Source organism: Acidobacteriota bacterium (assembly GCA_022340665.1).
GTDB lineage: Bacteria > Acidobacteriota > Thermoanaerobaculia > Thermoanaerobaculales > Sulfomarinibacteraceae > Sulfomarinibacter.
In genome coordinates this window covers 1-23303 of record JAJDNM010000028.1, presented here as the reverse complement: position 1 = coordinate 23303, position 23303 = coordinate 1, and the positions used below count along the sequence as shown (strand labels likewise).

Annotated in this window: 18 protein-coding genes; 9 read left to right on the top strand and 9 right to left on the bottom strand. The window is 61.8% G+C overall.

Annotated elements, in window-relative coordinates:
• Positions 1–168 precede the first annotated feature (168 nt).
• From LJE93_04000 to LJE93_03980, 5 genes are all read left to right on the top strand, one after another.
• A complete protein-coding gene (locus LJE93_04000; GenBank protein MCG6948065.1) occupies positions 169–1665 on the top strand; it encodes a Do family serine endopeptidase in 1497 nt (498 codons plus the stop codon).
• A gap of 192 nt (positions 1666–1857) precedes the next feature.
• A complete protein-coding gene (locus LJE93_03995) occupies positions 1858–2868 on the top strand; it encodes a SpoIIE family protein phosphatase (GenBank protein MCG6948064.1) in 1011 nt (336 codons plus the stop codon).
• A complete protein-coding gene (locus tag LJE93_03990; GenBank protein ID MCG6948063.1) occupies positions 2865–3248 on the top strand; it encodes a GntR family transcriptional regulator in 384 nt (127 codons plus the stop codon). Before LJE93_03995 ends, LJE93_03990 begins: the two co-directional genes overlap by 4 nt.
• Positions 3245–4144 carry an ABC transporter ATP-binding protein gene (locus LJE93_03985; GenBank protein ID MCG6948062.1) on the top strand — a complete coding sequence of 300 codons (900 nt, stop codon included), beginning with the start codon at positions 3245–3247 and terminating at the stop codon, positions 4142–4144. The genes LJE93_03990 and LJE93_03985 overlap by 4 nt, the downstream gene beginning before the upstream one ends.
• A complete protein-coding gene (locus LJE93_03980) occupies positions 4122–4760 on the top strand; it encodes a hypothetical protein (GenBank protein ID MCG6948061.1) in 639 nt (212 codons plus the stop codon). The genes LJE93_03985 and LJE93_03980 overlap by 23 nt, the downstream gene beginning before the upstream one ends.
• A gap of 128 nt (positions 4761–4888) precedes the next feature.
• Here LJE93_03980 and LJE93_03975 read toward each other — a convergent pair whose 3' ends face one another.
• The 3 genes from LJE93_03975 to LJE93_03965 form a co-directional block, all read right to left on the bottom strand.
• Positions 4889–5701 (bottom strand): alpha/beta hydrolase, encoded by an 813-nt coding sequence (locus tag LJE93_03975; GenBank protein ID MCG6948060.1) that lies wholly within the window; start codon positions 5699–5701, stop codon positions 4889–4891.
• Positions 5702–5757: 56 nt separating this feature from the next.
• Positions 5758–7941, bottom strand: coding sequence for an MFS transporter (locus LJE93_03970; GenBank protein MCG6948059.1), 2184 nt, complete (start codon positions 7939–7941; stop codon positions 5758–5760).
• Between the two features lie 230 nt (positions 7942–8171).
• The gene (locus tag LJE93_03965) at positions 8172–10334 is read right to left on the bottom strand and encodes a TonB-dependent receptor (protein ID MCG6948058.1); all 2163 of its coding nucleotides are present in this window, start codon (positions 10332–10334) and stop codon (positions 8172–8174) included.
• Between the two features lie 312 nt (positions 10335–10646).
• Here LJE93_03965 and LJE93_03960 point away from each other — a divergent pair, with 312 nt between their 5' ends.
• On the top strand, positions 10647–11195 hold the full coding sequence (locus tag LJE93_03960) for a VOC family protein (GenBank protein MCG6948057.1): 549 nt from the start codon (positions 10647–10649) through the stop codon (positions 11193–11195).
• A 10-nt stretch (positions 11196–11205) separates the two neighbouring features.
• Positions 11206–12561 carry a 2-oxo acid dehydrogenase subunit E2 gene (locus tag LJE93_03955; protein ID MCG6948056.1) on the top strand — a complete coding sequence of 452 codons (1356 nt, stop codon included), beginning with the start codon at positions 11206–11208 and terminating at the stop codon, positions 12559–12561.
• Positions 12562–12567: 6 nt separating this feature from the next.
• Here LJE93_03955 and LJE93_03950 read toward each other — a convergent pair whose 3' ends face one another.
• From LJE93_03950 to LJE93_03925, 6 genes are all read right to left on the bottom strand, one after another.
• A complete protein-coding gene (locus LJE93_03950; protein MCG6948055.1) occupies positions 12568–13536 on the bottom strand; it encodes a PHB depolymerase family esterase in 969 nt (322 codons plus the stop codon).
• Positions 13537–13578: 42 nt separating this feature from the next.
• On the bottom strand, positions 13579–14286 hold the full coding sequence (locus tag LJE93_03945) for a GntR family transcriptional regulator (GenBank protein ID MCG6948054.1): 708 nt from the start codon (positions 14284–14286) through the stop codon (positions 13579–13581).
• Positions 14287–14380: 94 nt separating this feature from the next.
• Positions 14381–15820 (bottom strand): MFS transporter, encoded by a 1440-nt coding sequence (locus LJE93_03940; protein ID MCG6948053.1) that lies wholly within the window; start codon positions 15818–15820, stop codon positions 14381–14383.
• Positions 15821–16184: 364 nt separating this feature from the next.
• Positions 16185–19259: an efflux RND transporter permease subunit gene (locus tag LJE93_03935; GenBank protein ID MCG6948052.1), complete on the bottom strand. Its 3075-nt coding sequence runs from the start codon at positions 19257–19259 to the stop codon at positions 16185–16187.
• Entirely contained in the window at positions 19259–20332 is a 1074-nt protein-coding gene (locus LJE93_03930; protein MCG6948051.1) for an efflux RND transporter periplasmic adaptor subunit, read from the bottom strand. Before LJE93_03930 ends, LJE93_03935 begins: the two co-directional genes overlap by 1 nt.
• On the bottom strand, positions 20322–21716 hold the full coding sequence (locus LJE93_03925) for a TolC family protein (GenBank protein ID MCG6948050.1): 1395 nt from the start codon (positions 21714–21716) through the stop codon (positions 20322–20324). The genes LJE93_03930 and LJE93_03925 overlap by 11 nt, the downstream gene beginning before the upstream one ends.
• A 179-nt stretch (positions 21717–21895) precedes the next feature.
• Here LJE93_03925 and LJE93_03920 point away from each other — a divergent pair, with 179 nt between their 5' ends.
• Positions 21896–22039: a hypothetical protein gene (locus tag LJE93_03920; GenBank protein ID MCG6948049.1), complete on the top strand. Its 144-nt coding sequence runs from the start codon at positions 21896–21898 to the stop codon at positions 22037–22039.
• Between the two features lie 79 nt (positions 22040–22118).
• Entirely contained in the window at positions 22119–23009 is an 891-nt protein-coding gene (gene surE, locus LJE93_03915) for a 5'/3'-nucleotidase SurE (GenBank protein MCG6948048.1), read from the top strand.
• Positions 23010–23303: the final 294 nt, after the last annotated feature.

Sequence of the window (23303 nt, the reverse complement as noted above, 5' to 3'; positions counted from 1 at the left end):
CCACGAGCGATGACTGTGGGCCCCTTGTATCGCGGCCTCGTCAGGTCCTGCGCGGCCCCGGAACTCGGGGGACACGTGACGTCGGAACCTCACCTCGCAACCTGGCATGAATCTGGCAGTGGCTACCGGGTGCCAGCGGATCGTGGCCGCTCGCAACGGAGGTGAATCATGAAACTGAAAGCTCTCATGCGCGGAATTTCAATCGTAGTGATCGTGGCAGTCGCATTCCTGGGGGGTGTGATGTTGGCCGGTGGCTTTCACATGACGGCAAAGGCCGCAGCCACACCACCACCACCGCCACCGGCCGTTGTCAGCGGGCCGAGCCACCAGTTCGATTTCGCTACGCTTGCAGAGCGCATCGTCCCATCGGTGGTGTCCGTGTATTCGACCGACGTCGTGCAACCGGACGAGCTCCGGCGCGAGATGCCGACGAACCCGTTCGAGTTCTTTTTCGGTCCAGAATTTCGCCAGCCCACGCAACAACCGGATCAGCCCCTGGTTCGTCGTTCGGCCGGTTCGGGCTTCTTTATCGATAGCGGTGGCGAGCTTTTGACCAACAATCACGTCATCGACGACGCCGACAAGATCGAGATTCAGCTCAACGACGGCACGACATACAACGTCGAAGTGGTCGGCCGCGATCCGGCGACCGACATCGCGGTCTTACGGGTGATCAAGCCGGATCGCGACTTTCCCTTCCTTGCCCTCGGCAATTCAAAGGCTCTTCGGGTCGGCGAGTGGGTGATCGCTGTCGGCAACCCGCTCAACATGGACGACACGGTCACCGTTGGTGTCGTCTCGGGGACAGGACGTGTTCTCGGCCTCGCCGACAACTCGTTCGAGAACTTCATCCAAACCGATGCGGCAATCAACTTCGGCAACTCCGGCGGTCCCCTGGTCAACGACCTCGGTCAGGTCATCGGAATCAACACCGCCATCAACGCCGGAGGTCAAAACCTCGGTTTCGCTGTACCGATCAACACCGCGACCCGAATCCTGCCCCAGCTCAGAGAGAATGGAAAAGTGGTGCGCGGTTACCTCGGCGCTCAGATTCGGGACATCAGCCCTGACATCCAGAAGGCCTTCGAGCTCGACACCCGTGACGGCGCATTCGTCGAAGAGGTGGAGCCCGGACACGCGGCCGACAAGGCCGGCCTCGATCATGGCGATGCGATCGTCTCGGTCGACGGAGAAGCTGTCAAAAACCCACGTGAGCTCATTGACTCCGTTTCCGCGCGGCAACCTGGATCGAAAGTCAAGATGGGGGTAATTCGTGATGGCAAGCAGGTTGAACTCAAGGTCAAGCTCGAGGAAAGACCGAGCTCCGAACAGCTCCAGGCATCTTCCCCCGAATCCTCCGAGGACACCACCTCGGCGCGTATCGGTGTGACGGCACGGGAGATCAGCCCTCAGCTTCGTCAGGTCTATGGTATCGGTGATCAGATCTCCGGCGTGGTCATCACCCGAGTCGATCCGGTATCGCCCGCCGGCGAGGAAGGGCTTCTTCCCGGTGATGTGATAACCGAGGCCAACGGCCTGTCGATCGCCACCACCGAAGCCCTCACCCAGCAGGTCAGGGCAAACGACAACGGCTACCTTCGCCTGTATATCTATCGGCCCCAATTCGATCGTTACTTCTTTGCCGTTCTCAACCTGACCGAGTAGGAGAGCCGCAGTGCGATTTCTTTATGAAGGGCGCGCCAACCGGCGCGCCCTCCTCTCATGGGTGGCACCCAACATAATTGGGAAATCTCCCGCCCTGGAAGAAACTTTTTTCGAATTTTACTGTATATATCGTATATGAACAGTGAGTCATTCCCACTGCTCCTTCATCTGGCTCCCGGGGACCCTGAGCCCGTGCGCGACCAGATCGCGCGCCAACTCCGCGAACGGATCGTGCGCGGCGAGCTGGCGGCCGGCCAGGTCCTGCCCGCACACCGGCAGCTGGCCCGCCAGTTCCGGGTAGCTCCGTCCACCGTCGAGGCAGCCTACGAGGCACTCCTCGCCGACGGGCTACTGACCGGATCGCCGGAGGGCGGCATCAAGGTGGCGAAGATCGGTGCCGAACGCAGGGGCGACATGGTCGAGCGTCTACAACTCGAAAATCTGGTCGCGCAGGAGCTCGGGCGGCGTGAGCTGGAGATGGCCCGCGACGTCCAACGCCGGCTGCTGCCCCCATCCGAGGTCACTGGCCCGGGTTGGGAGGTGGCCGCTCGCTGCCAACCGGCCCGGATCGTGGCGGGAGATTTCTACGACGTGCTGCGACGCGCCGACGGCAGCGTCGACGTGATCATTGCCGACGTCGCCGGCAAGGGCTTCGCGGCCAGCCTCATCATGGCGTCGGTCAAGGCGATGCTTCCCTTCGTCACGGCCGAAGGCACTGTCGCCGAATCACTGGCCCAGCTCAACGGCCGGTTGACGTTCGAGCTCGGCCGCGGCGAGTTCGTCGCCCTGACGTTGGCTCGGTACCATCCGTCCGACCGCCGCGTCGAGCTGGCGAACGCCGGTGCGCCGGATCCCTATCTGGTGCGACCAGGCCAGCCCCCGCAGCCCCTGTCGGTGCCCGGACCGCGCCTGCCGCTGGGCGTTCGCGAGGGGGTTGCCTACGCCTCGCGCAGGGTGGAGCTGAGGGAAGACGACAGTCTGCTCCTGCTGACCGACGGTTTACCAGAGGCACGCGATACCGCCGGCGAGCCGATGGGGTACGAGGTGCTGGAGGAGATGCTCTCCCAGGCACCTCCGACCGGGTCGCCCTCCTCGTGGCTCACAGAGCTCTTCGATTCGGTCCAGAAGCGCAGCGTGCGCGCACCGGAGGACGACTGGACCGCAGCCATGCTGGTGCGCAGGGAGGCCGAGGGGGCGTCATGATCCTGACCCTGTCGGATCTTTCCGACGAACCGCTGCACGCGCAGATCTCGCGTCAGATTCGCGCGAAGATCCTTGCCGGCGATCTGGACGGCGGCGCTCCGCTGCCCTCGATCCGCGGTCTCGCCAAGGGACAGCGGGTGAGCGTCATTACGGTGCAGCGCGCGTACGACGATCTCGAGCGCGAGGGACTCGTGCATTCCCGTCGCGGCAAGGGTTTTTGGGTGGCGCCGATACCCAAAGGAAGGAAGAATACGATGGCCGAGGAGCGTTTCGAGAACGCACTGAGAAGGCTGGTGGCGCATGCCGCCGCCGAGGGCCTGAGCGAAGCCGAGATGCGGCGCATCCTGGACGAACTCTTGAAGAGAGGGGCGCATCGATGAATGACCATGCCGAGGCCATCCGCCTCGCCGGGCTCAGCAAGCGATTCCCGGGTTTCCAGCTGGGGCCGCTCGACCTGACCCTGGAAGCGGGCACTGTGCTCGCCCTGGTCGGGCCAAACGGCGCCGGTAAGACTACGACCCTGAACTGCATTTCCGGTCTGGTCGTGCCGGACGAGGGCGCCGTCGGAGTCTTCGGCGCGCCCGTCCACCCGGTCCGAACGGAGTACCGACGCGATGTCGGATATGTCGGTGAAGAGAGCGGATTCTTCCAGCGTTGGACAGCCGGCCGCAACCTCGAGTACCTGGCCGGCCTGCTCCCCGGCTGGTCGAACGACCGTGCGAGGCGACTCGCCGATCGCATCGGCCTGCCATTGGACAGGCCGGTCAACAAGCTGTCGCGCGGCAACACGACCAAGCTCGCCCTTGTAGCGGCCATGTCTCACCGGCCGCGCCTGCTCCTGCTGGACGAGCCGACCTCCGGCCTCGACCCGGTTGTCAGAGCAGAGGTGCTGGACGTGCTGTGGGAGACCATCGAGGACGGAGAGCACGCGGTTCTCTACTCCACCCACGTCCTGTCCGATATCAATCGCCTCGCTGACGAGCTGGTCTTCCTGCGTGACGGCCGAATCGTGTTGCGTACCGGGCGGGACGAGCTCGGCGAGCGCTGGCGACGGGTTTCTTTCCGGTTAACGAACGAAGAGGTCGAACTCTCCGGTGTCGTCGAGCACCGCCATGTGCGCTCCGAGCACCAGGTCATCACCCGGGATGCCGAGGCCACCTTGCGCCAGCTCGACGAGCTCGGGGCGGAGGCGGTCGAGGTCTCGCGCATGAGCGTCGACGAGATCGCGGTACAGATCCTCAAGGAGGGACACCATGTGGCGAGCACTGAAAGCTGAGCTCCTCTATTTCTGGCCGTGGCTGCTCGGCGGTTTCGGCATCGCTGCCTTCGTCGTCATCCTGCTCAGCGTGCTGGTACGGTTTCTCGAAGAAGGGCAGGGACCACCGAGCTTCGTCATCGCGATGTTCCCGATTATCGCCGGTATGGTTGTGTCCTTCGTCGCTCAGGGCTATCGGGCCGAGGAGCGACGTGCGCGATTGCTCCTCGCAGGGCCCCTCACCCCGCGTCAACTTGCCGGTGTGACCGTTCTCCTGCCCGTGATCTTTGTCGCCTTCGGCGTCCTCGCGGCCGTTCCGATGATCGGGCTGGCCACCTGGATCACCGGCAAGTTCGAGGCCTCCGACCTTCGCGTCGTCGCCGGTTTTGCCGGCCAGTTCTGGGCATACGCGCAGCTCGGACCGCTGGCGCAGGAATCGAGCGCCGCCCGCCGCCAGCAGCGCACCTCGGCATATATCGCCGGCTGGACCCTGTTCGTCGCAGCGATCCTGGTCCTGGCAGTATCCCAGTTCTTCATGCACTCGATCTGGGGTCTTCTCGGTTTCGCGGCGGTTGGCGGCACCACCTTGGTGGTCGCCGCGATGCTTTACCAACACCGCACCGATTTCACGCGGTGACACGGCGAAAATCGGCGACCTGACGGCGTGGCCGAAGCGGAAGGGCGAGAGCTGGACGGCTTACGCCCAGCGGCCGGATCGACCGGCAGCCTTCAGCACCCACAGGGTGTGGCCTTCTGCACCGACTTTCAGGATGGAGTGGGTGCATTTTGCTCACACCCATCCAAGAATCGAACGACGGTAGAAACCGTTTCTTGCGGTCGATCGGTGGTGAACATGTGGCTGGCGTCCGGCAGCATCTCGAGGGTCGCCCCGGGTATCATTTCGGCCAGCAGCCGGCCATTCTCAGGCGGAACCAGCTGATCGTGCTCCCCGTGCATTACCAGCGTCGGGGCTCGAAGCTGTCCGAGTCGTCCAAAAGACTCCCACTGAAGGATACCCTCCAGCTGTGCCACGTAAGATTCAGCTGATGGGTAGGTCCTGAGACGGATCTTCATATCCATTTCAATCCGTTCTCTCGGCGTCGACGGATCGTAGATGTACGGAACCAACGCGCGGACGGCGTCTTCAGGTGGCATGTTCAGTCGCTCCTGCGCAACGTCCCAGACTTCCTGTCTGGCCGGAACTGCGTTCTCCCCACCGCACGAAGCGCCACCCAAAACGAGCGCGCGAACTCGCTGTGGGAAATTCAGGGCGAATTCCTGTGCGATGTAGCCACCCATCGAAAGGCCGAAGATGTGGGCGGTCTCGACGTCAGCCGCATCGAGAACCGCTGCGGCATCCTCAGCCATCGTCGGGATGCGGTGCGGACCAGGCACGGTATCGCTTTTGCCGACGCCCCGGTTGTCGAACATGATGACTCGATAGTGATCGGACAGGCCCGGTTCAACGTGGAGCCACATGTCCGACGTGTAGCCGATGCCCATGATCAGGAGGAGCGGTTCACCGCAGCCGATTTCTCTCCAGAAGATCCGAGTTTCTCCGTTGTGTGCGAACGGCACTAGAACCTCCCATCGCCGTACCTTTTCGAGTTCAGTTCGTAGAACACCCGAGACTGCTAATCAGGCAAGGGCGTGCCCAGATTCGACATCGCAGTTCGGAGACACACCTCGATCTCCGACTGGCCTGCGATGGCCGCCCGTTCAAGAACCTTTGAGATGCTCGGTGACGCCTCCCCGCCATGGACCCTTAACACGGGTTGATCCAGCCAATCCAATAGACGACGCTGGATTTCGTCTGCCAGCATGCCCCCGTATGAATGGCCAAGTGAGCCCTGCTCGACAACAATCACGTTGTTGGTCTTCTGCACACTCGCTTCGATGGTGTGCCAATCGAGACTCGCTCGGTCGAGTGACCGAAGATCGACGACCTCGGCGTCGATCCCCAGATTGTTGACCGCCTCCACCGCCTCATGAACCATTGACAGATACGTGAGAATCGTCAGCACGCTTCCGGAACGCGCGATCTTGGCCTTGCCAAGCGGTATGTAATAGTCGAGGTCATCGACGGGGATCCGGCCCTTGGTCTGATACAGAGCGACGTGTTCCAAAACGAGAACCGGGTCCTGGCACGCGAGCGCCGAGTTCATGAGGCCGACGTAATCAAACGGCGTAGATGCGGCCACGATTCTCCAACCCGGCGACGCCGCGTACGTGCCAGTAGGATCCATCGAATGCTGGGATCCATATCCGGTGCCCATCGCGACCTTCGTCCGCAGGACAAGTGGCATGTCGATGTCGCCGCCGAACATGTGGCGCGCCTTGGCAATCTGGTTGAAGATCTGATCCGCAGCGACCCATGAGAAGTCCGCGTACATCAGTTCGACTACAGGTTTGAAGCGTCCGTCCGCGGCCACACCACCGCCGAGCCCAACGAAGGCATTTTCGCTGATCGGTGTGCAGAGAATGCGATCCGGGAAAGCCTCGGCGAGCCCCCTGGTGGCGCCGTTGGTGCCGCCCTTGAGCCGGTGGATGTCCTCACCCAACACGATGATCGAATCATCGCTCGCCATGCGCCTGTGCATCACGTCCGCCACGGCGTCGACGAACTTCCTTTCGTGAAGCGGGCCAGAGAAAGAAAGCTCTTCCTCGTTCCGCAGGCCGTCGAGTTCCGACAGGTCACCCCGGATGCCGACATCGCGAAATTCGGGTTTGGGCCAGAGCTCATCCCGTATTCTGCGACGGTTGTCGACTGTTTCGGTCAACCGTTCCGCGCATCTCTGCATCAGAGATCGTGCGCGTTCGGCCAACTGATTGATGTCTTCGACCGTCACGAGATCGCGATCGATCATCGCGGATTTGACCAATTCGAGCGGGTCGCGCGCGCGCCACTCTTGCTCCTCCTCTTTGCTGCGGTAACCGAAAGCGCTGCCGGGAAGCGGTCCGCTCTGGTGGAAGTACCGGTAGCAGTTGGCTTCGATGATCGCAGGACCGTTCTCGGCGCGCAGGACTTCCAACGCGAGGTCGGTGGCGATCTTGACCGCGAGCGGGTCCATTCCGTCGACCCGCCATGACGGAATCCCGAATGCCTGGCCGCGGCTCGACGCGCGGGACTCCTCGGAAACATCTTCAAAATGCGTCGCCACCGCATACAGGTTATTTTCGATGAAGAACAGCAATGGGAGCTTCCAGGCCGCACTCAGATTCATCGTTTCGAGCACCGACCCGATATTCACTGCACCATCGCCAAAGTACGTCACCACCACGTCGTCCGATCCCGAGCGCCTTTGTGCGAACGCCGCTCCTGCCGCGAACGGAACTCCACCGCCCACGATGGCGTTCGTGCCGAGAACGCCCGCGTTTTTCCATCGCAGGTGCATGGAACCGCCCCGACCCTTACAGAAACCATCCGCGAGGCCTGCGATCTCGGCCATGGTCCGCTGCACGAGTTCCTCGGTCCGGGCCGAAAATTCCGCCGTCGGATCGTCGGTGTCGGCGAGGAATCCGAGCGATTTCGCCAGGAATTGGTGGTGTGCGCGGTGCGAGCCATTCACCTGGTCCGACGGACGTAATGCGACGCACGAGCCAACCGCCACGCCTTCCTGCCCGATGGACGAGTGGACCGGTCCATGGATGAGGCCTTCGCCAGCGAGGTCGAGCACCTTCTCTTCGAATGCCCGAATCAGATAGAGACGAGTCAGGATGGTGCCGAGGATATCCGGTGGCGCGTTGTCCCAGTCTTCTGGCGTGGTGGACACGTCGAACCAGGGGACCATCGGTTGGAGGGGTTCAAGACGTGGCATGTCAACCTATTCCTTGAATCGATTCGCTCAATTGCGACGCTGCCGCACTGCGGTCCCTGCATCCGAGCTCGGGTCGACCACGGTTGGGCTGCGAGACGACAGCGTTAACGTTGTCAGATACTTCTGCGTTCGCAATCCAGGCTCTGAGAGCTCGTCTCCCGGTCACTCCTAACGCCGATTTCGACAGCCCGCGATCGCGTCGTCGACATCTCGTCGAGCCAAAACCCATCCTAATAGCGGAAGTCGAACTGCACCCCCGCACTGCGTGGCGCACCGTAGATGTGGTTGTTGCCGAGAAAGCCAGCCGCTGAAAAGATGAGATATTCCTCGTCGAGGAGATTGTTGCCAAAGACGGAAATCGAGACCGTGCCCTTTCTCGACGTCCACCCGACCCGACCACTCAGCAGTCCATACGCGTCCTGGACCAGCTCGCCACCCGGCGACAGCGGGATATCGTCGGTGAAGTAGTAATTGCCGGCGAAATAGAGCTGACCGAAGCTGACCGGAAGATTGTAGAGAACGGCCAGATTGCCTGTCCACTTGGGTGTCCGGAGCATCTGCCGTCCGTTGAAATCCGTAGGCGCAGTCGCGAAGCCGTAGCTTGGCGGGAAATACGGATCGCCCGTGATCCCCGACCCGATGTACTCCTTGTACTGGGCATTGGTGTAGGCGGCGCCGAGGTTGAAGGAGAGATTCTTGGTCAGGCTGTACCCGAGCTGGCCTTCCCAGCCGTAGCTCTCGGCTTTCGGCGCGTTGTCGAGGATGAAGCACGCACACGCATCGCTCCACTGGTATACCTGAAGATCTTTGTAGTCCTGGAAATATACGGCGGTGCTGAACGACGATTTCTCGTGAGAGGTCTTGAAGCCGATCTCGTACTGGGTGATCCGTTCGGGATCCACCGCCTCCTGGGGTCCGACGGTGGTGTATTGGTAGTTGCCGCTCATGAAGCCCTGGCTGATCGATCCATACAGGCTCGAGCCCTCGTTGGGGGCCCAGCGGAGCACGGCGCGCGGTGTGAACTCGTTCCATTTCGTCGAGTCTTCGAAAGAGATGAACGGATCGAGCAAACCTTGAGATGCCAGTGACTTCTCTTCCGATGTGAATCGGCCACCGACGGTCAACCAGAAGTTTTCTGTCAGACCGATGACCACATCGCCGTAGGCGGCGATGGAATCGGTGGTTACCTCGACATCCGAGGACAGCCAGTTGGTTTGGGTCCCGGTGTTGAAGATGTCTTGCCACGCGTTGTTGGTGAGTGAGCCAACGTCGTGGAGATAGAACACACCCGCGGTCCAGTCGAAGCGGCCCTCGGCTCCACCAAAGTTGAACTCCTGTGTGAAGGTTTCCTGGAGCTCGGTGTAGTCCACGTGCCAGTACTGGATCGTCGTTCCGTCGAGGTCGGCCGCGACGTCGCTGTCCTGGTCCCTGTATTGCGTCAAGGAAGTCAGCGTTACTCCGCTGCCGATGTCGAAGACACCCTTGAGCGACGCCGTCTTTGTGACCGGATTGGCGAGCGTTTGGAAGTTGAGGGACGTTTTGCCGGGCTCGAGAGTGGTCGTAATCGGTACCCCATAGAAATCGTTGTAAAACTGCGCGATCGGTTGACCGGTCACCTCTCCCAGACCTGTGGGATCGTTGAGGTCCGAGTACTCGAGGCTCAGGATGACCTTGGTCCTGTCACTCGGTTTGTACATCAGCTTGGTTCGCGCGACCTTGTAATGGATCGGCGCCGACGGTTCGGCAGTCGTGATGTCCTCGAGATAGTTGTCACTCTTGCGGTAGTACAGTGACCAGTCCATCGCAAAGGTGTCACTCAACCCAGTCGTCCCGTAAATGCTGCCGCGATAATCGTTGAAGCTGCCGTAACTGCCTAGGACATACCCGTTCGGGTTGAAGCTCGGATCCGGCGTCGTCACGAGAATGGCGCCACCGGTAGCATTCTGTCCGAACAGCGTGCCCTGCGGGCCCTTCAACACGTCGACTCGCTCGACGTTCGCGAAATCGAAAATGTTGCCTGCCTGGGACGGCATGTAAAAGCCGTCAACATAGATCGCGACGTTTGCGTTCGCGCCGGGTCCGGTGACATCCTGCGTCCCGACACCGCGAATAGTCGGCTGGGCATAAGCGCCGTATTGGTCTACCCGCATGCCCGGAACCAGCTTCTCCAGATCCATGATCCCGTACACAACCGCCTTGTCGAGCTGATCTGCATCGTTCGAGGTAACGGAGATCGGGACGTCGACCAGGGCTTCCTCACGGCGTTGAGCGTTGACGATGATTTCGCCGGTAAAGGCAACGGTCTGGCCCTCGGCGCTTTCATCGGTTGGAGTTTCAGGTTCTGACTCCTGGGCGAGCAGGGCCACGGGCATCAGCACCAGAATAAGGATCATGCTCCATCTACACCAAACGACTCTCGACATTTTCAGACCCCCCAACTGTCGTTTGTGACCGCAAGCTCCGTGACGCGAGCGGTGCGGTCAGGTTTGGCCATTTTGTCCATTCGCCGCTGAGATTCCCTGGCCGACGGAATATCACGGAAAAGAGCTCCATGTCAACAGAATTGTATCCAAAATTTGACATTTTGTAACGAACGAAGTGAAAAATAGCGTATGATAACGATTATTGGATCCAACTGTAGATAGACCAGGGTCCGCGGAATAGCAGTTTTCTCTGCACGATCGAGTACTCACGGGGGCAACACCATGTCGGAGAACAAACCGCAAAACGGAATCCCGGGGTTGCGTGGGACGGAACATGTAGGCTTTACCGTTCCTTGCCTCGAAGAAGCGACTCGGTTCTTTGTCGACGTTATCGGCTGCGAGTACGTGTATTCCCTGGGACCTTTCCAGGATGACGGCGATTGGATGGCGCGGCACCTCAACGTGCATCCAAGGGCGGTGGTCAAGGAGCTCAGGTTCTTTCGCTGCAAGCACGGCCCAAATTTCGAAATCTTCGAGTACGAATCGCCGGATCATGTCGACACGCCTCCAAAGAACAGCGACGTCGGAGGGCACCACCTGGCGTTTTATGTCGACGACTTCGACCGTGCGCTCAAATACCTCAAGAGCCACGGCCTCAAGATCCTGGGCGAGCCCACGACGCGGACGAGCGGACCGAGCGGCGGTCAGACGTGGGTCTACTTCCTCACACCTTGGGGCATGCAGCTCGAGCTTGTCAGCTTTCCGAACGGCAAAGCCTATGAGCGAGAGACGTCGATTCGACTGTGGCACCCGGCCTGCCCGGCGGATTAGGTGGAGCACGATGCACGCTGCAGAAAAACCGATTGAGATCACCCTCCCCTCGTTCGACACATCGATGGAGGAGGGCACCGTGATCAGCTGGCTCGTCGAGGTCGGTGACACGGTCCAGGCCGGCCAGGTTATTGCCGAAATCGAAACCGAGAAGGCCACGGTCGAGTTGGAGGCGCCAGCAACCGGCATCATCGACGCCATAGAGGTCGCCGAGGGAAGCGAGCCGGTTCGAGTCGGAACGACGCTCGCTCGTCTGGTCACGGCAGATCATGGGGTCGACTCGTGCAAGCATCCCGGCGAGCAGGGGGCGCCACAGGGTGATTCGTCCTCGAATCAGCCGACTCCCGTGGATTCCGGCGCTCGCGACGACCAACCGAGTTCGATGGGTCAGGTCGACTCCACTGCCGAGCCGGGTAATCAACCATCGACGCCCGATCAAGCACAGTCAAAGCGCGTTCTGGCCTCGCCGCGAGCTCGCCGTATGGCACGCGAGCACGGGATCAGTCTCCACGAAATTTCAGGTTCGGGAACTCGCGGTAGGATCGTGAGCCGCGATCTCGAGCTGCCAGATGCCAACGCATCCACTGCCGAGCCGAGCGTGGATTTGCAGCCGCAGAACGCGGCACAGGAGATGGGGGTGTCGCCGAGGCTCACCGCCCTTGGCATCGAGCCGGGAAGCTATCGTCTTGAACCTCTAACCGGAATGCGCAAGACGATTGCCCGCCGCATGTCGGAGAGCATTCGCGAAGCTCCACATTTCTCGCTGTCGGTGGACATACAGCTGGATGGAGTCACGCGACGCCGAGCGCTTATGAACCAGTCGTCGGGCGAAGGCGACGTCAAGCTCAGCCTCAACGATTTCATGGTGGCGGCGGCCGCGGCCGCACTCAAAGAGGTGCCGGCAGCCAACACCTCGTACACCGATAAAGGCGTCGCGCGGCACAACCACGCCAACATTGCGGTGGCCGTCGCGGTCGATGGCGGCCTCGTGGCTCCGGTGGTGAAGGCTGCCGAATCGAAATCGGTCCAGAAAATTGCCGCGGAGATCAGGCACCTGGTTGAAAAGGCACGGTCGCACAAGCTCGAGAGGCCGGACATCGATGGTGGCACGTTCACGGTCTCGAACCTCGGAATGTACGGAATCAAGTCGTTCTCATCCGTCCTCACTCCTCCGCAGGCCTGCGTGCTGTCGGTCGGTGCGGCCGAGAGGCGGCCCTTGTTCCATGATTCCGGGTATTCCATCGCGACGATGGCGACCGTCATGTTGACCTGCGATCACCGGGTGGTTGACGGCGTCATCGGAGCCGAGTTCCTGACGGCCTTCAAAAAGCACCTGGAAACGGTCGCATCGGCTGGCGCGCACTGAAACACGTCAGCGCGCGATGCCGAACCACCTCGCAATCCAGAAAGCGGAGCATATGCCCGCGTCGACGAAAAACGGTGCGGCAACGCCGCACCCGGGGGTTCCATCAGGGTCGACGGCGATCGCATGCCCCATGCCCTGGACCATGTAGGTTTCTATCACCGGCTTGCCGTCAGAGTTGTTATAGCGCTTTCGCACATGACCGCCGACTCTTTCGACGTCATCGGCGTCCTGATCAACACCGGCCGCTGTGGCCCATTGTTCGAGCTGAAGGTGGAGGTTGGCGGGCGCGATCAGTGGGTCTGTCTCACCATGCCAGATGGAAACCCTCGGCCTGACACCGGAAAATTCCGCATATGCGTTGAGGACCAAATCACCCCAAGCTTCTCCCGGGAGGTGACGCGCGCCTTCCGCGCAGGGTTTCAGCTCGTCATAGCTGTTGGCGCATCTGTACGGATAGGCCGACTGCGGCGCGCCAGCGGCAAACACATCCGGGTAGGTCGCGAGCATGACGCCGGTCAAGAGCCCGCCAGATGACATGCCAGCGATGAACACCCGGTTGTCGTCGAGTTGGTGGTGTTCGACCGCCCATGTGATCATCTGCCGTACCGACAGCGGCTCTCCGGCGCCACGTTTCTGGTGCTCTGGCTGCCAGGTTCGGAAACACCCGCCGTTTGGCTCGTTGGCTTTCGAGGTCTGTGGAAACACGAGAGCGAAGTCATGGAGATCCGCCATCTCTACCCAACCCGAGTTGTCAGCAACGTCCTGAGCCGATTGAAAACACCCATGCGGCACGACGACCAGCGGAGCGTTCTCTGGCAAATCGCGGGGAACGTGCACGAACATCTGAAGATGTCCGGGGTTCGAGCCGAATGACTCGATCTCTCGCAGCGTTGAGGAGGATGCGCTCGCCACGAAAAGCATCGCCGCCAATCCAGCGAGCACGCAACATGTTTTTCCTGCCGTGTACCTTTCCATGATGAACCCCTCAAGCCAGCCGGCAACGCTCCTTGATCGAGCTCACCCTGAATCGGAGTCTGGAAACAGTTCCATGTGCCGAATCAGCTCCTGGCGGGTGCGCCGAATGTGCAGCGTGAGGATCTGACCGGCATCATCGACGTTGCGCCGCCCGATCGCTTCAACCAGAAGCCTGTGCTCGGAGTTGATGATCCAGTTCCCCTTCTGCCAAACCATGTTCGTGTACGCCCTTCGGTACGGTTGGGTCGTGTTCCAGTAACGTTCGATGAGTGCCATTAACCGTGGCGTATTCGCTGCCCGGTAGCTTGAAAGGTGAAACTCACGATCCAGCCGCAAGAAAACATCACTGTCCATAGTGCGCTCGATTCTGTCAGCCGCTCGCTCCAGGGCCGCGACGTCTTCATCGGACATTCGGGGAATCGACTCGGCCAACGCCAGCGGCTCGATGCGCTCGCGAATTTTGTAAATCTCCGAACACTCCTGGGCATCGAGCTTCGCCACCCGCGCGCTACTGTTGGGAGTGAGAATGACCAGCCCCTCACTCTCGAGCTGGCGCAGGGCGTCACGCACCGGAATGCGGCTGGTTCCAAAACGTTTGGCGAGCGCTTCTTGGCCGATCCGGGTGCCGGGCCGCAACTCCTCGTTCAAAATGAGCTCCCGAATCTTCGCGGTGACCTGATCACTAAGCGGAGCGCTCTTCGCCCGGTCGCCAGGTTCCTTCGGTGGGCAGTCCGCTTCACTTTTTCGCAATCGCTCTTCCCTCCTCCGTCAGATCAGGTCCCCGTCATGATAATGAGCCGGGCGCGGACCTTCAAATTGGGACCGCCCACGATGTCATACACGATCAGGGGGCCCTATTCTGCGTGTCGATCTGCGCGGGAAATTTTCTCGGCAACGCCATCGCCGATAGGAAGTAATGCAGCGCTCCCCACGCATAGAAAATCAAGGTTACGAGGATCCCCCACCGTGTTCCGAGCGATACCGAAGCTCTGCACGCTGCGTCCAACTGCGCCGAGGAACCCTCGAAACCAATCCCCCCCGGACATTGTTCCGCCATACTGCCGAGCTCGTACGCGTCGAAGGCGGAGGCGCTGAATGTATCGATCAACCAACCACAGACCGGTGGCCCGAGCCCGAGACCGATGATGTTGACTATGAAGAGAAGTAGCGCAGCGGCTGTTGCTCGCGTGGGGCCCGGCATGACATTCTGCACAAGGCCCCAGGAAGGCCCGACGTACATGAAATGGAAAATTCCAGGAAGGATGAGCAGCCAGGCCGAGGCCTGCCACGATCCGCGCGTGAAGACCAAGACGTAGAACGGCAGCGCCAGCGTCACTCCGATTCCCGGAACCAGAGCGTACCACCTTAGATTTGAGCGACCGCCGAGATCTGCCAGCCATCCACCAAGCAAAGTCCCGATCGCGGAGCTGATACCGCCGATCACGCCGAAGATCAAACCGACAAGGGTGTAACTGACCCCGAAATAGCGGATGAAATAGGCCTGCGAGTACATGCTCGTCCCGTACCCGGCCATTGACACGAGGGTACAGCCTGCCACGAGGTGGATCAGTCCCCAGGTGCTGAACATCGTCCGGATGACGTCCCAGAGCGACGGGTTCTGATCTGCCAGCACAGAGGTCGACGCCGAACCACTACGCCCGACGGAGTCGCGTGGTGGCTCCTTGATGAAGACCTTGACCAGAAGCGCGACGAAAAGACCCGGAAGACCGACCAGTAGGAAGGCGATGCGCCACGAAAAATTGTCGGCAATCCACCCGCCTGCTACCGCGCCGAACATGACGCCGAGGGGAATTCCGAGACCATACACGGACAACGCGGAGGCACGACGGTGGGGTTCGTAGTAATCGGAGATGAGGGAGTGCGCCGGCGGGGAAAGTCCGGCCTCACCCACACCGACGCCTACCCGCATCAGGAGGAGCATCACGAAGTTCTGGGCGATCCCGCAAGCGGCCGTGAAGGCCGACCATACGGCAATCGAAACGGTAATGATCGTTACGCGATTGCCACGATCAGCCAGCCTCGCGATCGGTATGCCGAGAAATGTGTAACACAGTGCGAAGGCCAAGCCACCGAGCAGGCCGAGTTCCGTATCCGTGAGCCTCAGATCGACTTTGATGGCCTGTCCGATCGTATTGACGATCGTACGGTCGATGAAGTTGAAGGTGTACGCCAGGAGCAACAAGCTCAACACGCCGCGTTTGTAGCCCTCACTGAAAAGCGACGCCGTCGAGCTGGCATCGATTTCACCGTTGTTGCCCGTCACTCGAACCCCCGATCCCGGCGTTGGATTTTCAGCTGTCGATCAGTAGCGTTGGGAGATCCGAAGTAAACATTCCTTCGACCACCAAACCCTGGAGACGATCTGATTGTATCCTATCTATCTTTTCAGCTCACTTCAGAGCGATATTTCTCGTACGTATTTTCAATATTGGATACAAATCATATTTCTGAGATTTTCTGAGGGTGTCACCAACGCGATGCCTCGCGTCGAGCAGGCAACGCCATCCAGCCAGCCCGGGGCCGCCGTAGCTCTACCTGGGGGGGGGGAGGAGAAGGCCTACTCGCCAGCGCTGCAGGACGTCATGGTGCGGAAATTCGCGCGTCCCGAGGCACGTCCTGCCACGAATTCAGCGATGATTCCGACCGTCATCAGCCTCACCCCTTCGAGGATGCACGAGCAGAGAGTACACGACTGGCGTTGCCACCAGCGAAAGGAGCACCGAGATACAGAGGGCGCCAATGACGGCGATGGCCAGCGGCCGCAGCATGTCGGCGCCGGAGCCGACGCCCCACGCCAAAGGCAACATGCCGAGGGCCGCCGCCAGCGACGTCATCAGCACCGGCCGCAGCCGGCGACGTCCCGAACCCACTAGGGCCTCGACCAGGTCGAGGCCCTGGTCGCGCAGGTTTCGGACGTAGTCGAGCATCAGGATGCCGTTCTTGGCGACGATTCCGACGCCGATGATCGCACCCAGGAAAGAAACGACGTTGAACGAAGTCCCGGTCAGCCACAGAGCGAGTACGGTACCGAAGAGGGCGAGCACGGCGCCGAAAACAATGGCCAGCGGTTCGGCGAAGGATCCGAATTCGACGAGCAGGACCGTAAACACCAGGACCACGGCCATCAACAGCACCAACACCAGGTTCTTGAACGATTGTTGCTGCTGCTCATAGAGCCCGCCGTACTCGATGGTCCCGGGTGGGATCGAGTCGTCCTGACCGAGGCTGGCGCGGATCTCGGCCATGGCGCTGCCCATGTCGCGGCCCTCGAGGCGAGCGGTGACGGCTACGTTCTGGCGTCCGTCCTCGCGCCGCAGCTCGAGCTGCCCGGGCTCCTCAACGACATCGACGATCTGCCCGAGCTTTACCAGGTCGCCGCCGGGAGTTCTTAACGGCAGCTGCATGAGCGCGTCGAGAGAGCCGACCCGGGTGGGGTCGACCGTGACCCGAATGTCGACGACGCGGTCACCCTCGAGCACCGACGACGCCGTCTCGCCCAACATGGCGACACTGGCCGCGGCCGCAATGGCCGCGGTGTCGAGACCGAACCTTTTCGATTCGGCCGGCCGCGCCCGTAGCGAGATGGTGGGGCCGGTGTAGACGAGGCCATCGAAGATGTCGACAACTCCGGGAATCGCGGCCAGCCGCGCCGCGACATCGGGTGCCTTCCTCTCGAGCCAGCCCTGGTCGGTGGAGAACAGCTTGACCTCAATAGGCTGCGGCGCCCACATGAGGTCGCCGATGAGGTCGCCGAGGATGCCCGGAAACTCCCACTCGACGCCTGGGAGCTCGCTGTTGAAACGCGCCCGCAGCTCGCCGATGACGTCGTCGGTCGAGCGCCGCCGATCGCGCCGCAGCTTGACCAGGAAGTCACCGGTATTGGGCTCGGCGATGGCGAGCGCCAGCCGCGCCCCGGTGCGCCGCGAGTAACTCTCCACCTCGGGGATGGTTCTCAAAATCGCTTCCGCCTGCAGGAGCTGGCGGTCGGTTTCGGCCAGGCTCGTGCCCGGCGGCGTGACGTAGTCGATCACGAACCCGCCCTCGTCCATCGGCGGGAGGAACTCACTGTCGAGGTGGGCGTAGAGCAGGATGCCGGCCAGGATGACCAGACAACACACCCCCAATGTCAACCGCGGGTGGCGCAGCGCCGGCCGCACCGCGAGCTCGTAGAGGCGGACCAGGCGACGCAGCACTGGGCCTTTCTCGTCCACGGCTGTACCCTGCTCGCGGCGGCTCGGGCGCATCAGCGTGGCCGCCAGCGATGGGGTCAGGGTGACCGCCAGCACCAGCGACGTCAGCAGCGAAACCACCATGGTCAGGGCGAGGGCGCGGAAGAAGACTCCGGTGATGCCGTCGAGGAAGGCGAGCGGCAGGAAGACCACCACCGGCGTCAAGGTCGAGCCCACCAGCGGGCGAAGAATTTCCGCAATCCCGGTCTCCACCGCTTCGAGTCGGCTGGTGCCGGCTGTGAGCTTGGTGTGAATCGCCTCCACCACCACGATCGCATCGTCAATGACCAGACCGATGGCGGCCGCGATGCCGCCAAGCGTCATCAGGTTGAAGGTCAACCCGAAGGCGCGCATGGAGACCAGGGTGATGAGCACGGTCACCGGGATCACCAGGGTGGCAACCAGGGTCGTTCCCCATTTCTTGAGGAAGAGAAAAAGGATGGTCACCGACAACAGGAGGCCGAAGAAGATGGCCTCCCACACGCTTTCCACCGACGCCTTGACGATCTCCGACTGGTCGTAGAAGAACGCCAGCTTCATATCGGGCGGGAGCTCCCGCCGCAGCTGCTCGACCTCATCCTTGAGCGCCTTTGCGATTTCGAGCGTGCTGCCGTCGGGTTGGCTGCGGATGTTGAGCAGTACCGCGTCCTCGCCGTCCGCGGTGACGATGTTGAAGATCGGCTCGTGCCCGTGCTGGACGGTGGCGATGTCGGCGACGCGCAGCGGATGCCCATCGATCGCCGTGATCACGAGGTTCTCGATGTCCGCAATGCCGTGCACACGGCCGTCGACCACGGTCAGGTAGAGGGTGTGGTTTTCCTCGTGCATCCCGGAGGACTGGACCAGGTTGGTGGCGTTCAGCGCTTCGGTGATCTCGGCCAGCGTAAGGTTGGCGGCGCCGAGTCGGATCGGGTCGACGACGACGTGGTACTCGGGCCTGCGGCCGCCAACCAGGTCCACCCTCGCAACACCGGGGATCTGCAGAAACCGCAGCTTGAGGTCGTAGCGCGCCGTTTCCCACAGCTCGGTAATGTCGCGCGTGGCGCTGGTCAGGCTGACGCCGATGATCGGAAACGCCGCAAAGGTCAGTCGGAAGACGGTGGTTTCGGTGGTGACCGGAAGGCGGCTGCGGATCTGCGATAGACGGCTGAGGACGTAAAGCTCCGAACGCACCATGTCCACGTGCCAAGTGAAGAAGACGTTGATCTCTGCCGCGCCGCGGCCGGTGGCCGAGCGAACAGTGACCACTCCCGGGATGTCCTTCATCGCCTCCTCGATGGGACGGGTGATGGTGGCCATCATCTCATCGCCGGGCATGACGCCGTTGTCGGCGAGGATCACGACGCGCGGAAAATCGGTCTGGGGAAACACCGATGACGACAGGGTCGATGCGGCGAAGACCCCCGCGAAGCATAGTGCGATGCTGAGGAAGACGATGGGAATCGCGTGGCGGGTGGCGAATCGCCCGAGCATCAGCTGCCCGCGATGCGGATCCGGGTCTCCACCGGGAGGCCGTAGGCATCGTCGGTGATGACGACGGTTCCCTCCGCGATCTCCGGCCCGCTGACTTCAACCATGCCATCCTCCCGCAACCCGATAGTTACCGGTGTTCTGACCGCGGCGTCGCCGGAGACGACCATGACCCAACTGCCCTCACCCTCGCTGGTGACCACGCTCGCCACCGGGACCACGAGACAGTCCGGGTGCTCATCGGTGACGATCCGGAACTCGAGGAATTGCCCCGGTCGTAGTGTCGAGTCCGCCGGTACGGAGGCGCGGATCACGACGGTGTCGGTCGCGGGATCGACTTTTCGACCGACAAAGACAACGCGTCCAAAAATAGAGCCGTCCGCCACGAACTCGACCCGTTGACCCAGAGCGACGTTTTGCGCCTCGCGGTCCGGCACACCGGCCTCGACCACGAGACGGTCGAGATCGATGATTTCGGCCAGGATCGTGTTTGGCTCGACAGGCTGCCCGAGCGCTGCGTCGATGCGGACAACCGTGCCGGCCACCGGTGCGGTGACGCGCAACAGCTCGAGCTGTGTTTCTGCGGCCGCTAGCTGGAGCTCGGCGGTGTCATGCAGCTGCTCTGCATCCTGCACCGCTCGTTCAGAGGTGCCGCCGGCCTCGAGAAGTTCGCGTTGCCGTTCCAGCGTTTTCTCAGCGTACGCCAGGGCGGTCCGCGCCCTGGTGGCTGCGACCTCCGCCGCGCGGCTGTCGAGGACGAAAAGCGTCGATCCCACGCCGACCCGTTCGCCCTCCGCGCACTCGATCCGGGCGAGGAGGCCGCTGACTGGTGCACCGATGATCGCGCGCGCCGGCGGGCTGTCGATTCCCGGTGGCTGCGGTTCGACTCGACCGTACACCTCTACGTAGCTGTGGAGCGTAGCACGCGTGACGGTGCCAACGTGGACCAAGACCTCGACGCGCGCATCACTGTTGTTGTCGCCTCGCCGACATCCGGGACTCATGAGGATAGCGGCGGCTACCACAGCCGCGCTGAAGACGAGCCTCCCCACCCAACGTGCCCGATCACTCGTCATCTTGCGCCTCCGTATCCCCTTCTGCCCTCGCCGGCGTCACCAGAATCCATTCCGCTGTGTCGAGCGGCTTCTGCAAAGCGTTCTCCAGGTCCCCGGCCGCGCGTTGGGCGCGCACCAGCGCCTCGAGCCGGGCAACGCAGCCGGTGGCGATCTCGATCTCGGCGCTCAGCACCTCGAGCTTCGAAGCTGCTCCCAATCCGTAGGCCGTCTGGATGGAGTCTTCGCGTTGCCGGAGCTTCGTCAGTATCTCGTCGGCGGCGGCCGCAGCCTCGACCGCGCTCCGATAGGAGACCGTAGCACCATCGACCTCGGCCAGGACCCGCGATTGGAGCGCCAGAAAACGTGCCGCCGCTTCCGCACGACGGGCGTCGGCCTCGGCGATCGGCCCGCGGTTACGGTTGAATATTGGAAGGACAAGATTGAGCCCAAGCGTCCACTTGTTGTCGGTCTGGTCGAGCTGATAGCCGGCACCGATGTCGATGTCAGGGTACTGCTTGGCAATCTCGATCTGCAGGGCCACCTGGGTGGACTCATACTCCGCGAGCGCGCTCAGGATGTCGGTGCGATGAACAATCGCCTGCCGCCGCATTTCGTCTGACGGCACGTCGGTGGTCAGGCGCTCGAACTCGTCAAAGGAGATCTCGATGCCCTCGACGGCCGTGGTTGGGATGCCGAGCGCGGCCGCCAATTCCACCCAGGCCCGCTCGCGCTCGCGCGCGGCCTCGAGCGCAGCCAGTCGGGTGCGCCCGGTGGCGATCCTCGTCAAGGTTACCTCGTTGGCGGAAATCGCTCCCACGGCAAGCTGCGCCTCCAGCGAATTGAGGCTCTGAACCTGGAGCTCATGCAGGTGGAGCAGGGCGGCCTCGATTTCTTGAGCACGGTAGAGGTCTACCAACGCGTGGCGCAAGCGGCTGCGCACAACCCAGGCGGCGGAGATCACATCCAGCCGTGCCGCCTCCGAAAGCGTCTGTGCTTCGGATATGCGGAGACCCCGCTTGCCGGCGGTTTCGATCGGCAGGCCGAGCACGACCTCCGGAATCCAGGGCCGGATCAACTCCGATGTGCTGTTGTAACCCAGGGAGGCGTTGAGCGCCGGATTGGGGCGCGCACCGGCGGTAATCGTCCCAGCCTGTATCACACCCCAACGCGCGCGGGCGACGTCGAGATCGGGGCTGTAGTAGAGCGCGGCCAGGGTCAGTGACTGGAGATCCCAAAACGACGGCGGCCACTGGTCGACACCGACCTGGTCGTGAAGAAAACGTCGGATCTCCGGGGCATCGAGGCTTCGCGCCTCGAAGTCGTCGAGGGTCGCGTCGGCTACGATCGGGCGCGGTTGGTAGTGGACGCAGCCGTTGACGAGCACGCACAACAGATACGCGGCCACGATCCTGGCGCCACGAAATAATCCTGCTCGTAAGTGTGGCGGTTGGAACGTGGTCATCCTCCGGTTACCGGGCGCTACGAGTCTACACCGGACGTGTACACCGACCCATTCCCCCAAAAGCTGTATCAATTCCAAGTTGAGAGATGAGGCTAGAGTTGACCTTCGGAAAGGAAGGATCGATGAAGCGGAAGATGTACACGGACGAGCAGATCGCGTATGCGCTGCGGCAAGCTTGTGGTCTCGCAGCTTGGCCAAGCGTGACGAGATACAGGTTGACGCCCCTCGACCGACGACGCACACTCGTGCGCAGGGAACGAAAATGAACCTTGAATGCTGGCTGAGGTAATCACTGTTCGATGTGGCGCCGCCTGCGTGTCGCGTACCACCTGAAGGAAATGTGAAATGAAAAGAGCTGCTGTTTTACTCGGAGTCGCACTGGTGCTCGGGTTGATACTGTGGGTTGCGTGTGGCCGCGCACAGGAAGGTGCGATTGCGGAGTCCTTCCCCCAGGCCGACGAAGGAACGCCCCGCATTCTCGTCACCAATGACGATGGATTCTCGAGCGAAGGAATCGCCGCGTTGGCGGAGGCGCTCTCCGGGTTCGCAGACGTGCTCGTGATCGCGCCTTTAGAAAACGAGTCTGGCGCGAGCCAATCGCACCGTGCCTATAAACGTGATTCGATTCGAGTGCACAACGTTTCCATCGGCGACCACCTGACCGGTTACGCGATCGATGGCACCCCGACCGACTGTGTGTACCTCGGCGTCAGGATCTTCGGCCAGGACCGGCCCTTTGATCTCGTAGTATCGGGAATCAACCACGGCGCAAACATCGGCAGCACCTACAACTATTCAGGCACCGTCGGCGCGGCATTCGAAGCGCTGTTAAACGACATTCCCGGGATTGCCTTTTCGCAGTCCAAACAACGTGCCGAGTACACCACGGCAGCAGAGTTCGCGGCGCGTATCGTGCGACACGTCCTCGCGCACCCACTCGAAAATGGAGTCCTGCTCTCGGTGAATGTTCCTGACGGCACGATCAAATGCGTCACCGAAGCCCCGCCAGGCGGACGACGCTACGAGATGATTTTCCCACCGATCGGCGACTCTGATGGCGATACCATTTACAGAGGCGAGCGCATCATGAACGAAACGCCCGATCCCAACACGGACCTCTGGGCGTTCAAGAATGGCTGCATCACACTGACACCGCTTCAGCTGGACCGGACGCATCACCCGACCCTCGAGTCGATCGCCGCATGGGAGCCTTCCCTGGAGTCCTTTCTGAACTGAGTCGTGAGTACCGATCGTTGTTCTATTCAAAATTCAACAATCAGCCCGATCCCTGTCCGCCCGCTAGAGCAGAGAGGCCGTGGTTCCAGATCGCTCGCACCGATGGGACAGGGTCATGGTCGAGACATCAGAGCCCTCGTACCAGGCGCCTTCTCGCCCAGTTCCTGAATAGTCGCCGCGCGAAGCCGCTATTCGATTCTGCCCCGCAGCAGGGTGACTGCGTGCGGCGGGAAGCTGTAGGTCAAGCTGTTCCCTTCAGCCGACATCGACGGCTTCACCACCGTTGAGACCCTC

What these genes read in the sequence shown, in the direction of transcription:
- LJE93_04000 (MCG6948065.1), top strand. Translation starts at nt 169, where the DNA reads ATGAAACTGAAAGCTCTCATGCGCGGAATTTCAATCGTAGTGATCGTG.
- LJE93_03990 (MCG6948063.1), top strand. Translation starts at nt 2,865, where the DNA reads ATGATCCTGACCCTGTCGGATCTTTCCGACGAACCGCTGCACGCGCAG.
- LJE93_03985 (MCG6948062.1), top strand. Translation starts at nt 3,245, where the DNA reads ATGAATGACCATGCCGAGGCCATCCGCCTCGCCGGGCTCAGCAAGCGA.
- LJE93_03980 (MCG6948061.1), top strand. Translation starts at nt 4,122, where the DNA reads ATGTGGCGAGCACTGAAAGCTGAGCTCCTCTATTTCTGGCCGTGGCTG.
- LJE93_03970 (MCG6948059.1), bottom strand. Translation starts at nt 7,941, where the DNA reads ATGCCACGTCTTGAACCCCTCCAACCGATGGTCCCCTGGTTCGACGTG.
- LJE93_03965 (MCG6948058.1), bottom strand. Translation starts at nt 10,334, where the DNA reads ATGATCCTTATTCTGGTGCTGATGCCCGTGGCCCTGCTCGCCCAGGAG.
- LJE93_03960 (MCG6948057.1), top strand. Translation starts at nt 10,647, where the DNA reads ATGTCGGAGAACAAACCGCAAAACGGAATCCCGGGGTTGCGTGGGACG.
- LJE93_03955 (MCG6948056.1), top strand. Translation starts at nt 11,206, where the DNA reads ATGCACGCTGCAGAAAAACCGATTGAGATCACCCTCCCCTCGTTCGAC.
- LJE93_03950 (MCG6948055.1), bottom strand. Translation starts at nt 13,536, where the DNA reads ATGGAAAGGTACACGGCAGGAAAAACATGTTGCGTGCTCGCTGGATTG.
- LJE93_03935 (MCG6948052.1), bottom strand. Translation starts at nt 19,259, where the DNA reads ATGCTCGGGCGATTCGCCACCCGCCACGCGATTCCCATCGTCTTCCTC.
- LJE93_03930 (MCG6948051.1), bottom strand. Translation starts at nt 20,332, where the DNA reads ATGACGAGTGATCGGGCACGTTGGGTGGGGAGGCTCGTCTTCAGCGCG.
- LJE93_03920 (MCG6948049.1), top strand. Translation starts at nt 21,896, where the DNA reads ATGAAGCGGAAGATGTACACGGACGAGCAGATCGCGTATGCGCTGCGG.
- surE (MCG6948048.1), top strand. Translation starts at nt 22,119, where the DNA reads ATGAAAAGAGCTGCTGTTTTACTCGGAGTCGCACTGGTGCTCGGGTTG.